At 66.2% G+C, this 13,667-nt stretch carries 15 protein-coding genes; 5 read left to right on the forward strand and 10 right to left on the reverse strand.

The features are described from left to right. Positions 1-77 precede the first annotated feature (77 nt). Both ubiA and ACFODV_RS07140 read right to left on the reverse strand, forming a co-directional pair. Positions 78-971, reverse strand: coding sequence for a 4-hydroxybenzoate octaprenyltransferase (gene ubiA, locus ACFODV_RS07135; protein ID WP_379756815.1), 894 nt, complete (start codon positions 969-971; stop codon positions 78-80). A gap of 32 nt (positions 972-1,003) precedes the next feature. Next, the gene (locus ACFODV_RS07140; RefSeq protein WP_379756818.1) at positions 1,004-1,552 is read right to left on the reverse strand and encodes a chorismate--pyruvate lyase family protein; all 549 of its coding nucleotides are present in this window, start codon (positions 1,550-1,552) and stop codon (positions 1,004-1,006) included. A 73-nt stretch (positions 1,553-1,625) separates the two neighbouring features. Here ACFODV_RS07140 and ACFODV_RS07145 point away from each other — a divergent pair, with 73 nt between their 5' ends. The 3 genes from ACFODV_RS07145 (at position 1,626) to ACFODV_RS07155 (ending at position 3,579) form a co-directional block, all read left to right on the forward strand. Continuing rightward, positions 1,626-2,786 (forward strand): FAD-dependent oxidoreductase, encoded by a 1,161-nt coding sequence (locus ACFODV_RS07145; RefSeq protein ID WP_379756820.1) that lies wholly within the window; start codon positions 1,626-1,628, stop codon positions 2,784-2,786. Between the two features lie 63 nt (positions 2,787-2,849). Further along, positions 2,850-3,125, forward strand: coding sequence for an HU family DNA-binding protein (locus ACFODV_RS07150; protein WP_379756823.1), 276 nt, complete (start codon positions 2,850-2,852; stop codon positions 3,123-3,125). 97 nt (positions 3,126-3,222) lie between these two features. Continuing rightward, the gene (locus ACFODV_RS07155) at positions 3,223-3,579 is read left to right on the forward strand and encodes a hypothetical protein (RefSeq protein ID WP_379756825.1); all 357 of its coding nucleotides are present in this window, start codon (positions 3,223-3,225) and stop codon (positions 3,577-3,579) included. A gap of 19 nt (positions 3,580-3,598) precedes the next feature. On the opposite strand, the gene recG is transcribed toward ACFODV_RS07155, so the two are convergent. Together recG and ACFODV_RS07165 are read right to left on the reverse strand one after the other, a co-directional pair. Further along, a complete protein-coding gene (recG, locus tag ACFODV_RS07160; RefSeq protein ID WP_379756828.1) occupies positions 3,599-5,680 on the reverse strand; it encodes an ATP-dependent DNA helicase RecG in 2,082 nt (693 codons plus the stop codon). After that, positions 5,677-6,597 (reverse strand): hydrogen peroxide-inducible genes activator, encoded by a 921-nt coding sequence (locus ACFODV_RS07165; protein ID WP_379756831.1) that lies wholly within the window; start codon positions 6,595-6,597, stop codon positions 5,677-5,679. The genes recG and ACFODV_RS07165 overlap by 4 nt, the downstream gene beginning before the upstream one ends. Positions 6,598-6,664: 67 nt before the next feature. On the opposite strand from ACFODV_RS07165, the gene ACFODV_RS07170 reads away from it, so the two are divergent. Then, a complete protein-coding gene (locus ACFODV_RS07170) occupies positions 6,665-7,537 on the forward strand; it encodes an NAD-dependent epimerase/dehydratase family protein (protein WP_379756834.1) in 873 nt (290 codons plus the stop codon). Between the two features lie 13 nt (positions 7,538-7,550). On the opposite strand, the gene thpR is transcribed toward ACFODV_RS07170, so the two are convergent. From thpR to ACFODV_RS07200, 6 genes are all read right to left on the reverse strand, one after another. Next, on the reverse strand, positions 7,551-8,075 hold the full coding sequence (thpR, locus tag ACFODV_RS07175) for an RNA 2',3'-cyclic phosphodiesterase (protein WP_379756837.1): 525 nt from the start codon (positions 8,073-8,075) through the stop codon (positions 7,551-7,553). 7 nt (positions 8,076-8,082) lie between these two features. Then, on the reverse strand, positions 8,083-8,472 hold the full coding sequence (locus ACFODV_RS07180) for a RidA family protein (RefSeq protein WP_379756840.1): 390 nt from the start codon (positions 8,470-8,472) through the stop codon (positions 8,083-8,085). 89 nt (positions 8,473-8,561) lie between these two features. Beyond that, positions 8,562-10,694, reverse strand: coding sequence for a RelA/SpoT family protein (locus ACFODV_RS07185; protein WP_379756843.1), 2,133 nt, complete (start codon positions 10,692-10,694; stop codon positions 8,562-8,564). Positions 10,695-10,759: 65 nt separating this feature from the next. Beyond that, positions 10,760-11,020, reverse strand: coding sequence for a DNA-directed RNA polymerase subunit omega (gene rpoZ, locus ACFODV_RS07190; protein ID WP_379756846.1), 261 nt, complete (start codon positions 11,018-11,020; stop codon positions 10,760-10,762). A 142-nt stretch (positions 11,021-11,162) separates the two neighbouring features. After that, positions 11,163-11,777: a guanylate kinase gene (gene gmk, locus ACFODV_RS07195; protein WP_379756849.1), complete on the reverse strand. Its 615-nt coding sequence runs from the start codon at positions 11,775-11,777 to the stop codon at positions 11,163-11,165. Between the two features lie 89 nt (positions 11,778-11,866). Next, positions 11,867-12,730, reverse strand: a complete 864-nt coding sequence (locus ACFODV_RS07200) for a YicC/YloC family endoribonuclease (RefSeq protein ID WP_379756852.1) — start codon at positions 12,728-12,730, stop codon at positions 11,867-11,869. Between the two features lie 148 nt (positions 12,731-12,878). On the opposite strand from ACFODV_RS07200, the gene rph reads away from it, so the two are divergent. Next, on the forward strand, positions 12,879-13,616 hold the full coding sequence (gene rph, locus ACFODV_RS07205) for a ribonuclease PH (protein ID WP_379756855.1): 738 nt from the start codon (positions 12,879-12,881) through the stop codon (positions 13,614-13,616). Positions 13,617-13,667 lie beyond the last annotated feature (51 nt).

Genomic DNA, 13,667 nt, shown 5'->3' on the forward strand with positions numbered 1-13,667 from the left:
AGGCCTCGGAGCAGTGACGGATCGATGACGATCTCACCACGCTAGTATGACACTCGCATGACAATGCCGCCTGCGCTTCATGCCCCGGAGGCCGGCCAGAGGCTGAGAGCGAGGCCGGCGAATACCAGAAGCCCCGACCAGTGGTTATTCAGGAAGGCCTGGAAGCAAGGGTCGCGCTCGCGGTGGCGGATCAGGAACTGCTGGTGCACGAAGGTGGCCGCCATGGCCGCCAGGCCCAGCCAGAAAAAGCCGCCCAATCCCAGGCGCAGCCCCACCCAGGTCAGCAGCAGCAGCGTCAGGCCTTGGAGCAGTCCGATCATGAGCCGATCGGCACGACCGAACAGCACCGCCGTGGACTTGATGCCGATCCTGAGGTCGTCGTCGCGGTCGACCATGGCGTACTGGGTGTCGTAGGCCACGGTCCATGCCATGTTGGCCAGGAACAGCAGCCATGCCTCGGCGGGGATATGGCCCAGCACCGCGCCGAAGGCCATGGGGATGGCCCAGGAGAAGGCGGCGCCGAGGAACAGCTGTGGCAGGTGGGTGTAGCGCTTCATGAAGGGGTAAATAAAGGCCAGCGCTACGCCCACCAGTGAGAGCATCACGGTGAAGAGGTTGGTGAACCAGACGAGCACGAAGGCGGCCATCACCAGGATCAGGAACAGCGCCTGGGCTTCCCCTTCGCTGATGCGGCCGGTGGCCAGGGGGCGGTGGCGGGTGCGTTTGACGTGACCGTCGAAGTGGCGGTCGGCGTAGTCGTTGACCACGCAGCCGGCGGCGCGCATCAGGTAGACGCCGGCGATAAAGATCAGCAGCACGTTTCGGCCAGGGATGCCCTCGGCGGCTACCCATAGGGCCCACAGGGTGGGCCACATCAGTAGCCAGGTGCCGATGGGACGGTTCAGGCGCATCAGCTGCAGGAAGTCAGGCACCCGGGCAAGTCCCTTGGGGTGCATCAGGGAACGGTCCATCTCTACCTCACGAAAGTCGGCGTGGGAAGAGCCTAGCGCGAAGGGAGGCCAAGGTCATCCGCCATGGCGTCCAGGAACCATTCCTGCACCAGCACCCGGAAGTCGCCGTGGCGAAACACCGAGCGGCGTCCCCAGGGCCCGACGGCATCGTGGAAGCCGGCGGGGGCCGAGGTCACCTCGATGTCGCTACGCTCGAGATCCGGCTGGCGAAACAGCCAGCTGCCCAGGGAGCGCTCGCCGAGGCGTGCCAGCTCGTGCTCTGGCAGGCCCGCTAGCGGCGCCACCGAGCGTGCCACTACCCAGGGGCGCTCTCCCAGGCAGAGTGCCACCTCGCGTAGCCAGGCACGCTGGCCGTGGGCGATGTCCAGCGCTTGAGCCTCGTCACGACGCGGGGTCCCGAGGCGCTGGTCGAGCAGCTGGACGCGGAAGGCGCTGGGGGCGCCGGCCTCGGTGAGGCGCAGGGTAAGAGAGTCCCGAGAGCCGACCCAGCGGCGCCAGGCGGGGCTCATGGCGGGCCGGGCGGCGGCCAGAGAGATCCAGTGCGCCGGGGCGCTGGTGTCGGCAGGCGGCAGGTCTGACACCGTTAGGCTCCGCGTCGATTCAGGGCAGGTAGTGTAACATGCGGTGTCATCTCCACCCTGACCGAGGAGTTCCATGAGCGCTCCCCTGACGATTATCGGCTCCGGCATGGCGGGCATCGGCTTGCTGCGGGCTCTGCGCGCCATCGATGCCGAACGTCCCATTACCCTGATCACCGCCGATAGCGGCGACGACTATGCCAAGCCGTTGCTTTCTACCGGTTTCGCCAAGCGCCTGCCGCCGGATCGCCTGGCGGTGCGTGACGCCCTGCGGTTAGCAGAGGAACTCGGCGTCGTGGTGCGCACCCACACTCGGGTCGAGGCCATCGACACGGTGGCGCGCACCCTGCAGATTGGTACCGAGCGGCTGCCCTGGAGCGAGCTGGTGCTGGCCACCGGGGCGGCGCCGGCGGTGCCCTTCGCGGTTTCTGACGCGCTGGCGGCCAGGGTCTTCACCATCAACGATCTGGATGATTACCGTGCCTTCCATGGCGCGCTGGAAGCGCTGGGACGGCCGGGTCGGGTGGCCATTGTCGGCGCGGGGTTGGTGGGCTGCGAGTTCGCCAATGACCTGATCGCCGGGGGCCACGAGGTGAGCCTGGTGGCCCCCGAGGCCGCTCCTCTGCCGCGGCTGCTGCCGGAGCCCCTGGGCCGGGCCTTGGGTGAGGCATTTGACGAGGCTGGCATGCTGATGGCGCTGGGCGTCGGGGTGACGGCGCTCGAAACGGCCGGGGCCAGCGTGGGTCTAGCCCTGGAGGATGGCAGCCGTATTGAAGCCGACCTGGTGCTGATGGCTACGGGGCTCAGACCGCGCACGGCCCTGGCCGAGGCGGCTGGCCTGGCGGTCAGCGCCGCGGGTATCCACACCGATCGCAGGCTGGCCACTTCGGCGCCCGGCGTTTACGCCCTGGGTGATGTGGCCTGTGTGGACGGCGTGAATGCCATGTACGTCCAGCCCCTGCAGGCCAGCGCCAAGGCGCTGGCTCGCACCCTCACAGGTACGCCCACCCCTGTCGTCTACGGGCCCTGGCCGGTGGTGGTCAAGACCCCTCTGCTGCCGGTGGTGGCCCTGCCGCCGGCTACCCCCCCGGCACGCTGGCGCATCGAGGGAGAGGCCGGCGACTTCTCTGCCCTGGCGGAATCGGAAGAGGGGCATTTGATCGGGTTTGCGTTGACTGGTGCCTGTGTCCGTCGGAAAGTTGAACTGGCGCGGGTTGCGCCGCCGTTGCTAGGCTAGATCATCGACAACAAGACCTCGGCGACAGGCGCCCGGGTAGACTGCCAATATCAGGAGGGCAACATGCGTAAGCCAGAACTCGCCGCGGCGATTGCCGAACATGCCGATTTTTCCAAGGACAAGGCGAGCCAGGTGCTCAACGTGATCCTCGATGAGATCACCGGGAGCGTGGCCCAGGGGCAGGACGTGTCGCTGATCGGCTTCGGTACCTTCACCGTGCGCGAGCGTGCGGCGCGCACCGGCAAGAATCCCCAGACCGGTCAGCCTCTGACCATCCCGGCCAGCAAGACCGTGGCTTTCAAGCCGGGCAAGGGCCTCAAGGACGCCGTGGCCAAGTAGACGCCGTGGCCAAGTAAAGGCCACGCAATGTGCCAGGCGGCCCGCACCGGTGGGCCGCGTTGGCTTTCCCCTCCATGGATTCGGTGGCGAGATCGACATGAAGCTGCGACTGATGCTCTGGCTGCTGACCTTCCTGCTCAAGCGAGCCCTGCGCCGCAAGGCGCGTTTTCGGGAGCTGCTGGCCGAGATGCGCGGCCTCGACTGGGGTATCGCCACCGAAGATCTTGCCATCGCTCGCCACTATCGCATGTCCCCCGGTGGCATCCAGAGCGGGCGCGGCCTGCCGGTGGATCTCGACTTGGAGCTGCGTTTCGAGGACGAAATCACCGCGCTCAAGGTGCTCAAGAAACCCACCCAGCAGGCCTTCCTCGACGGCATGATGGAAGGTTCGGTGCGCCTGGTCGGCGACTCTTCCGACCTGCAAAAGCTGCAGAAACTCCTCAGGCATATCTAAGTCAAGCATATCGAGACGGTTAAACCTGCCCGTATCGGCCCGACTCTTCGCCCAGCCATCTTCTGACAAGCGGCCGGCTCGCCTCCGGGTGACTGGCGAGTAGCGCCTCGGCCAGCGGAGCGACCCGTTCAAGCAGGTCGGCGTCGCGCTCCAGGTCGGCGATCTTCATCTGGGCCAGGCCGGTCTGACGAGTGCCCAGCACCTCGCCGGGACCCCGCAGCTCCAGGTCCTTTTCGGCGATGCGAAAACCATCATTGGTCTCGCGCATCACCGCCAGGCGCTGCTTCGAGTTGGCCGACAGCGGGGGATGGTAGAGCAGCACGCAGAAGCTTACCGTGGAGCCGCGCCCCACGCGTCCACGCAGCTGATGCAGTTGGGAGAGCCCAAGCCGCTCCGGGTTCTCGATGATCATCAGGCTGGCGTTGGGTACGTCGACCCCCACCTCGATGACCGTGGTAGCCACCAGCAGATCCAACTCGCCGGCCTTGAAGGCGTCCATTACCGCGGCTTTCTCGGCCGCCTTCATGCGCCCGTGGACCAGACCGATAGCAAACTCCGGCAGCGCTTCGGTGAGCTCGTCGCGGGTCGCCTCGGCGGCCTGGCACTCCAGCACCTCGGACTCCTCAATCAGGGTGCAGACCCAGTAGACCTGTCGGCCCTCGGCGCAGGCGTGACGGATGCGCGCCACCACCTCGGGGCGCCGCTCATCGGGCATTGCCACCGTCTTTACCGGGGTGCGCCCGGGAGGCAGCTCGTCGATTACGGAGACGTCCAGATCGGCGTAGGCGCTCATCGCCAGGGTGCGGGGGATGGGGGTGGCGGTCATGACCAGCTGATGGGGCGTCAGGCCGGCGGCCTCGCCCTTCTCGCGAAGCGCCAGGCGCTGGTGCACCCCGAAGCGATGCTGTTCGTCGATGATGGCCAGGCCGAGGCGCTGAAAGTGCACGTCGCCCTGGAACAGGGCGTGGGTGCCGACCACCATGCGAGCGCGACCGTCCCGGATGGCCGCCTTGGTATCCAGGCGTCCCTTGCCCTTGAGCTTGCCTGAGAGCCAGGCCACCTCGATGCCGAGCGGTCCGAACCAGGCCCGGAAGGCGCGGTAGTGCTGCTCAGCGAGGATCTCGGTAGGTGCCATCATCGCCGCTTGGCAGTCGCCGGCGATGGCGGCCAGGGCCGCCATGGCGGCCACTACCGTCTTGCCGGAGCCCACGTCGCCCTGCACCAGGCGAAGCATGGGCATCTCCCGAGCGAGATCGGCGCCGATCTCGTCCAGCACACGGCGCTGAGCGCCGGTTAGCGAAAAGGGTAGCTGTGTAAGAAAGCGTGCTTGCAAGCCGCGCCCGTAGGGCAGCGCCGGGGCGCCATCCTCCTGGATACGCTGGCGTACCGCCTGGAGGCTGAGGCGGTGCGCCAGCAGCTCCTCCAGGGCCAGGCGACGGCTAGCCGGATGGCGACCGCTGGCCAGCTGCTCGGGGTTTACCTCCGGCGGTGGCTGATGCAGTACATGCAGGCAGTGATGTAGCTCGGGCAGCCGAAAGCGAGTGCGAAGGCTTTCGCTGATCCAGTCCGGCAGCGCCTCGGGGCGGGCCTCCATGAGCGCCAGGGCCTGTTCGATCAGTGCCCTTAGACGGGTCTGGTGCAACCCCTCGGTGGCAGGGTAGATGGGCGTCAGGTGGTCTTCCACCGGCGGGGCGTCGGCCTTGAGCAGCCGATACTCGGGGTGGTAAATCTCCAGCCCGGTGGCGCCGGCGCGGGCCTCGCCGAAGCCGCGCAACCAGGTGCCGGGCTGGAACTGCTGCTGCTGGGCCGGTGAAAAGTGGAAGAAGCGCAGGCTGAGCAGGCCCGAACCATCCCTCAGACGCACCAGCAGGCTGCGCCGCCGCCCCTGCACCACTTCGGCGGCCACCACTTCACCCTCCACGACGGCTTCGTGGCCGGCGCGCAAGGTGCCGATGGGGGTGATGCGGGTGCGGTCCTGGTAGCGCAGCGGCAGGTGAAAGAGCAGATCTGCGACGCTCTCGATGCGCAACCGGGCAAGCTTCAGCGCCAGCGCTTCGCCGACGCCCTTGAGCGACGTGACCGGCGAGTCGAGTGCATTCATGTTGTCACGGGTTCGGCCTCGCGGCAGCGGGCAATGGCCTCGGTCACGGCGTCGATCGCCTTGGGCCGCGGAAAGCTGGCGCGCCAGGCGATGGCCACGGTGCGCGCCGGTGCGGGCGGGGCGAAGGGACGGCTGACCAGCAGGCCGCTCTCGTAGTGGACGGTGCCGATCGCCGAACTCGGCAGCACGGTGATGCCGAGCTTGGAGGCCACCATGTGACGGATGGTTTCCAGCGACCCCCCTTCAGCGGTGAGGGTGTTGTTCGGACTGTTGAGTTTCTGGCTGATGGCAGGACAGGCTTCGAGGATCTGGTCCCGGAAGCAGTGGCCCTCGCCGAGCAGCAGCAGTCGCTCCTTGAGCAGCTCCTCCTTTTGGATGACCTCGCGCTCGGCCCAGGGATGGTCGGCGGGCATCAGCACCTCGAACGCTTCTGCGTACAAGGCCTTGGTGACCACGTCGGTCTCGGTAAACGGGAGGGCGATGATGATGGCGTCCAGTTCCCCGCTTCTCAGCTTGCGGCGCAGGTTGCCGGTAAATCCCTCCTCGATGTAGAGCGGCATCTGTGGCGCGCCAAGGCGCAGCTCGGGAATCAGGTGGGGAAAGAGATAGGGACCGATGGTGTAGATGGCACCGAGGCGCAGAGGGCTCGCCAGCTGGTCCTTGCCGGCATTGGCCAGCTCCTTTATCACGCTGGTCTGTTCGAGCACTCGCTGGGCCTGCTCGACAATCTTCTCGCCCAGCGGTGTGACCTGGACGGTGGATTTGGAGCGTTCGAACAGGGCAATGCCCAGCTCTTCCTCGAGCTTCTTGACAGCCACTGAGAGCGTTGGCTGGGAGACGAAGCAGCGCTCGGCGGCGCGTCCGAAGTGGCGCTCCTGAGCCAGTGTCACGATGTAGCGGAGTTCTGTTAGAGTCATTCTGGTTGCCTTACAGGCATCCTCTTGAAATTCCAATAGGGACTTTTTATCAGGGGGCAGGGAAAAGGTGAAGACAACAACGCTGATTCTGGGCTGTGGAGATATCGGGATTGGGCTTGGCCAGCGCCTGCGGGCGGCCGGCCAACGGGTAGTGGGCGTGCGTCGCAACGCAGCGGCGCTGGCGGATAGCGGCCTTGAGGCCGCCGGCGCGGACCTCACCGATCCCGCGAGTCTCGCCGCCCTGCCGGATGCCGACATCCTGGTCTACGTGGCCAGCGCCGACCGCTTCGAGGAGGAGGCGTACCGCGCCGCCTACCCCGAGGGACTCAAGACGGTGCTGGCCGAGTTCGGCGCGCGCAAGCGGGTGCCGAAACGGGTGTTCTTCGTCTCCTCCACCAGCGTCTATTCCCAGCAGGCCGGTGAGGAGGTCGACGAAGCGAGCTCTGCCGACCCCACCGGCTTCGCCGGGGCGCTGATGCGCGAGGCGGAGCAGACGCTGCTCGGCCATGAGCTGCCCGGTACCACCGTGCGCTTTTCGGGGATCTACGGCCCCGGCCGGGACCGCCTGATTCGCCAGGTGAGCGAGGGGCGCATCGCGCCGGCGAGCCCTGCCATGTACACCAACCGCATCCATCGCGACGACTGTGCCGGGGTCCTGGCCCACCTGATCGAGCGCACTCTGGCCAGTGATCCGGTAGACGACCTCTATCTGGCCAGCGACTGCGAGCCGGCACCGCTCCACGAGGTGATGAGCTGGCTGGCCAAGCAGCTCAAGGTGGAAGCCACCGAGACCATTCAATCGCCGCTGCGTCGCCGTGCCAGTAAGCGCTGCCAAAACGCCCGCCTGCTGGCCAGCGGCTATGAGTTCTGCTACCCCAGCTACCGCGAGGGCTACGCCCAGGTGCTGAGGGAGGGCGGCTTTCTGCCCGCGAAGGCCTGAGTTTGGCTGCAAGTCAGGACGACCGAGCAAGGGTCGTGTAGCTCGCGCCGTCATCGAGGGTGAAGGAGCGCACCAGAGCGAGGTGTCGGTAGGACCAGATCAGGTCAGGGGTCGGGAGGTTACTGACGCCGAGAGTACTGACGCCGAGAATGTCGGCTCGGCGCAGCAGGGTGACGTGGGGTACGAAACGCGTCGGGCGTCCCGCCAGGCCGAAGCCCTCCAATGCATCCCACAGCTGCTTCTGGAGACGGCCGAGCGCCGGGTCCGGCGAGTGCCCACCCACCCAGAGGATGCCCGGCCGTCGAAAGTGGCCCCAGGCGTCCAGCCGCCATTCCCCGGGAGGCACCGTCAGGCGTCTCACCCAGTCCACCAGCTCGGTAGCCTGCACATCGCTTACCTCGCCGAGAAAGGCCAGGGTCTGGTGCAGGCTCTCGTCCGGCATGCGCCGCCCGCCATAGTGAGCGTGGGCGGCGTCAGCCAGTTCGCCGAGCCGCTCGCGCAGCTCGGGGGGCGGCACCAGGGCGAGAAAGAGCCTCATGGGCCTGTCAGTCGCCGATGACCATCACGGCTTCCGCTTCGAACTGGGCGCCCTTGGGCAGCGCCTTGACGCCTACCGCAGCGCGGGCCGGGTAGGGCTTGTCGAAGACCTCTTCCATCACCTTGTTGACGATGGCGAAGTTGCCCAGGTCGACCAGGTAAAGGTTGAGCTTGACGATTTCGCCCAGCGAGCCGGCGGCTTCCTCACAGACGGCCTTCAGGTTGGTGAAGACCTGACGGGCCTGCGCTTCGAAGTCGTCGGAGATCAGTTCCATCGTCGCCGGGTCCAGGGGAATCTGACCTGAGAGGTAGACGGTATTGCCGGACTTGATGGCCTGGGAGTAGGGGCCGATGGCGGCGGGCGCCTTGTCGGTATTGATGACGGCCTTGTTGCTCATGGTGTGCTCCGTTGGGTTGGTCGATGATTCGGATAATACAAAGCGGCCCGGTCGCCCTATTGGGGCGCTGTCGGGCCGGCGGGGGACACTCAGTTGCCGAGTCGGGTGATACGCTCGACATGGGGGAGATTGCGCAGTCGCTTGATGATACGCGCCAGGTGGATGCGATTGCGCACCGATAGGGTCAGGTTAACGGTGACCAGGCGGGCATCACGCTCCTCGATGCCGATGCGCTCGATGTTGGCCTCGGCATCGGTGACCAGGCCGGCCAGTTCGGCCACCAGGCCACGACGGCTTTCCACCTCCAGGCGCAGTGCCACCGGGAAATCCTCGGCGATGTCGTCGGACCACTCCAGGGCGAACAGCTTGTCCGGGTCATTCCTGAGTTCGCCCAGATTCCGGCACTCGGCGCGGTGTACCACAATCCCCTTTCCCACCGAGAGGTGGCCGATGACCGGGTCGCCGGGCAGCGGGTGGCAGCAGCGGGCGAACTTGATCACCATGCCTTCGGCGCCGCTGATCAGGATGGGGCCATGGGCGCGCGATTCGCCCTTGTCCGAAGGCGATTCGCCGTGCTGGAGTTCGAGCAGGCGACGACCCACCAAATGGGCGATCCGAGTGCCCAGGCCAATGGACTCCAGCAGGGCCTCGTCGTTTTTCAGGCCGAGCTCGGCCAGCAGGCCGGCAAGCGGCCCCTCGGGCAGCTCCTCCAGGCTGGTCTCGAACTGGGCCAGTGACTTGTTGAGCAGTCGCCGGCCGAGTTGCACTGCCTCGGTATGCTTTTGGTGCTTTAGCGCATGGCGAATCGCCGAGCGCGCCTTGGCGGTGGCGACAAAGTTGAGCCAGGCCAGGTTGGGCCTTGCCCCGGGGGCAGTGATGATATCCAGAGTCTGGCCGCTTTCCAGGCGGGTAGAGAGCGGGGCCAGGTGGCGATCGATACGGCAGGCAATAGTGCCGTTGCCGATATCGGTATGCACCGCGTAGGCAAAGTCGATCACCGTGGCGCCCTGGGGCAGCTCCATGATGTCGCCCTTGGAGGTGAACACGTAGATATCGTCTGGAAAAAGGTCGTTCTTGACATGCTCGATGAACTCCAGCGAATCGCCGGCGTGACGCTGCATCTCCAGCAGGCCCTTGATCCAGGAGCGGGCACGGGCATGGCTACCCTCGGCGATAGGATGCCGGGTCTGGCCGGCCTTGTAGAGCCAGTGGGCGGCGATGCCGTTGTTGGCCATGGCTTCCATCTCTCGGGTGCGGATCTGCACCTCGATGGGCATGCCGCCGCTGCCGAACAGGGACGTGTGCAGGCTCTGATACCCATTGGCCTTTGGGATAGCGATGTAGTCCTTGAACCGTCCGGGTACCGGCTTGTAGAGGTTATGCACCACGCCGAGGATGCGGTAGCAGCTGTCCACGTCCTCGGTGATGATGCGAAAGCCGAAGACGTCCATGATCTCGGTGAACGACTTGCGCTGGTCGCGCATCTTCTTGTAAATGGACAGCAGATGCTTCTGGCGGCCGACCACCGTGCCGGAAAGCTTTTCATCGTCGAGACTTTGCTGCAGGGTGGTCTGGATCTGGCGGATCGCCGAACGACGGTGCCCCCGGGCGCTGGAAACGGCACGCTTGATGCGTTCGGCGCGCATCGGATGCAGGGCCTGGAAGGAAAGGTCTTCCAGCTCCACGCGGATGGTGTTGATGCCCAGCCGGCTGGCGATGCGGGCGTAGATCTCCAGGGTTTCGCGAGCGATGCGGCGTTTCTTTTCCGGGCGCAGCGCTCCAAGGGTGCGCATGTTGTGCAGCCGGTCGGCCAGCTTGACGATGATCACCCGAATATCCCGGGACATCGCCAGCACCATCTTCTGAAAGTTCTCGGCCTGGGCCACCGCCTTGTCCTCGAAGGCGATCTGGGTCAGCTTGGAGACCCCGTCCACCAACTCCGCCACCGGCTTGCCGAACTGTTTGGCCAGCGCCTCCTTGCCGACCCCGGTATCTTCGATGACGTCGTGCAGCATGGCGGCCATCAGGCTCTGGTGGTCCATGTGCATGTTGGCGAGGATGTTGGCGACGGCGAGCGGGTGGGTGACGTAGGGCTCGCCGGAACGCCGACGCTGCCCGTCATGGGCCTGCTCGGCGTAGTAGAAGGCGCGCTTGACCTGCTGAATCTCGCTCTGGGGAAGGTAGCTGCCGAGACGGTCGGCCAGGTCATCGATGGTGAACATGCGGCGCGCCCTGATTCCTGCGTTAGCGTCCTGGAAAGGATGACGGCGCCTCAGCGCCGTCGTGATCACTCCTCGCCGGCGCCGCCGAAGAAGGGCTCGCGTACCGGACGCACCGCGGCTTCCACGGGCTCGTCGAGAACGCTCGAGTCGACCAGGCCGGCGGCAATCTCGCGCAGGGCAACAACGGTGGGCTTGTCGTTCTCCCAGGGCACCAGGGCATCGCGAGAGCCGCGAGCCAGTTGGCGTGCTCGCGCAGTGGAAATCATCACCAGCTGGAAGCGGTTCTCGACATTTTCCAGACAATCTTCGACCGTGACTCGTGCCATGGGATGCCTTCCTGAAAGCTAGCGGGAACCCGCAGGGGCACACGCGGGGCGCGTATGGGCGGATTCCACTTATGGGTAGACCCTATAGGTTACTCGACGCCCGGTTACCGTGACAAGCGCTGCAGTGCAGCGCCCATGGGGATCAGGATAGCAGCGCCTGCAGCAGCGGGGCGTGAGCCTTGCCGGCACGCTCGCGACTCAGGCGCTGGGAGATGACCAGAGCCTGCAGCTCACGCAGGGCGGTAGTAAAGTCGTCGTTGATTACCAGGTAGTCGTATTCGTCGTGGTGGGACATCTCGCCCACCGCCTCTTGCATGCGCCGTTCGATTACCGCGTGCTCGTCGGTGCCGCGGCTGGCCAGGCGGTGCTCCAGCTCTTCCCGAGAGGGCGGCAAGATGAAGATCGACACCGCGTCGGGCAGCTGGCTGCGGACCTGGCGCGCGCCCTGCCAGTCGATCTCCAGGATGACATCCTGGCCGGCATCCAAGGCGGCCTGCACTGCGGGGCGTGAGGTGCCGTAATAGTTGTCGAAGACCCGGGCGTGCTCGAAGAACTCGCCGCGCTCGATCATCGCCTCGAAGGCCGGCAGGTCCACAAAATGATAGTTCACGCCGTCCACTTCGCCGTTGCGGCGTTCGCGGGTGGTGTGCGATACCGACACCTGGATGCCGTCGAGGCTCTCGATCAGCTCTCGCACCAGGCTGGTCTTGCCGGCGCCTGAGGGGGCGGAAACGATGAAGAGGGTACCCTGGGGCATGGTCGGCATCCCTGTGTGACAGCTGTATGAGGTGGCATGAGCCGAAGTAAAGCGCGCAGTATCGCACGAATTTACGCGGCGCTGCAGGCCTACTCGATGTTCTGGATCTGCTCCCGCATCTGCTCGATCAACACCTTGAGCTCCACCGCGCAGCGGGTGGTGCTGGCCACGGCCGACTTCGAAGAGAGGGTATTGGCCTCACGATTGAGTTCCTGCATCAGGAAGTCGAGGCGCCGACCTACCGGGCCCTTCAGCGCCAGCTGACGCCCGACCTCGGCGGCATGGGTGGCCAGGCGGTCGAGCTCCTCGTCCACGTCGGCCTTCTGGGCCAGCAGGGCCAGCTCGGCCTCCAGGCGTTGGGGGTCGAGCTCGCTCTTCACTGCGTCCAGGCGCTCCAGCAGCAGGCTGCGCTGGCGCTCGAGAATCTGCGGCATTAGCGTGCGTACCTCGGCCACCTGCGCTTCGATGGCGACGAGCCGGTCGCGGATCAGCGCGGCAAGTTTCTCCCCCTCCCGGGCGCGGCCGGCCACCAGGTCATCCAGGCTCTGCTCGAAGAGCGCCAGCGCTTGGGCCTTGACGATCTCCGGGTCAGGACCACGGCTCTCCAGTACGCCGGGGTAGGCAAGCAGGGCCAGGGCGTCGGCAGGCGCGGCGTCGGCCACGGCCTGACGCACCTCGCCCAGGACACGGGCCAGCTCGGCCAGCCGAGCGGCGTTGACGCTGAGGCCCTCGGCCGCGCCGGCGGGCTCGAAGCGCAGGGTGCACTCCACCTTGCCGCGGGCCAGGCGGTGGCGCAGCGCCTCGCGAAAGGCCGGCTCCAGGTCGCGCAGACTCTCCGGCAGGCGGAAGTGGGGCTCCAGGTAGCGCTGGTTCACCGAGCGCAGCTCGAGCTGCAGACTGCCCCAGTCGGCGGTGTGCTCCTGGCGGGCGAAGGCGGTCATGCTGTGCACCATGGCGAAGGCTCCCGGGGGTAACGTAAAGGATCTGAAGGATGTGGCGCAGTGTACCCGATTCGCCGGCAAGGCTGGCCCAAGGGTGTAGAATGGCCCCCAGCCATGATTCGCATGCGTTTCAGACCCTACTTGATCCAGATGAGGTGATATGTCCACTCCGTTTCGACGCCCCAGCGGCCGTGCGCCCGACCAGCCCCGCGAGATTCGCCTGACCCGGGATTACACCCGCCACGCCGAGGGCTCGGTACTGGTGGAGTTCGGCGATACCAAGGTGCTGTGCAACGCCAGCGTCGAGCCCGGCGTGCCGCGCTGGCTGCGCGGCAAGGGCCAGGGCTGGGTGACCGCCGAGTATGGCATGCTGCCCCGCGCCACCCATACCCGCAGCGGCCGTGAGGCGGCCAGCGGCAAGCAGGGGGGGCGCACGCTCGAGATCCAGCGCCTGATCGGCCGCTCGTTGCGCGCTTCCCTGAACCTCAAGAAGCTCGGCGAGTTCACCATCACCGTGGACTGCGACGTGATCCAGGCCGACGGCGGTACTCGCACCGCCTCCATCACCGGCGGCTGCGTGGCGCTGATGGACGCTGTTCGCTACCTGCAACGCAAAAAGCTGATCAAGGGCGACCCCTTCAAGCAGCTGGTGAGTTCGGTTTCGGTGGGTCTGTTCAAGGGGGTGCCGGTGGTGGATCTGGACTATCCCGAGGATAGCGGCGCAGATACCGACATGAACGTGGTCATGGCCGAGGACGGCAGTCTTATCGAGGTGCAGGGCACTGCCGAGAAGGGCAGCTTCAGCCGTGCCGAGCTCAATGCCATGCTGGAGCTGGCCGAGAACGCTGGCTACCAGCTGTTCGACCACCAGCGCGAGTCGCTGGGCATTCCACGCTAAGGCAAGCGTCTGACAACAGGGTTTCCCGATTTCTAAACTTCCCAGACGCAG

Source organism: Halomonas tibetensis, from assembly GCF_042643535.1.
Taxonomy (GTDB): Bacteria; Pseudomonadota; Gammaproteobacteria; order Pseudomonadales; family Halomonadaceae; genus Halomonas; species Halomonas tibetensis.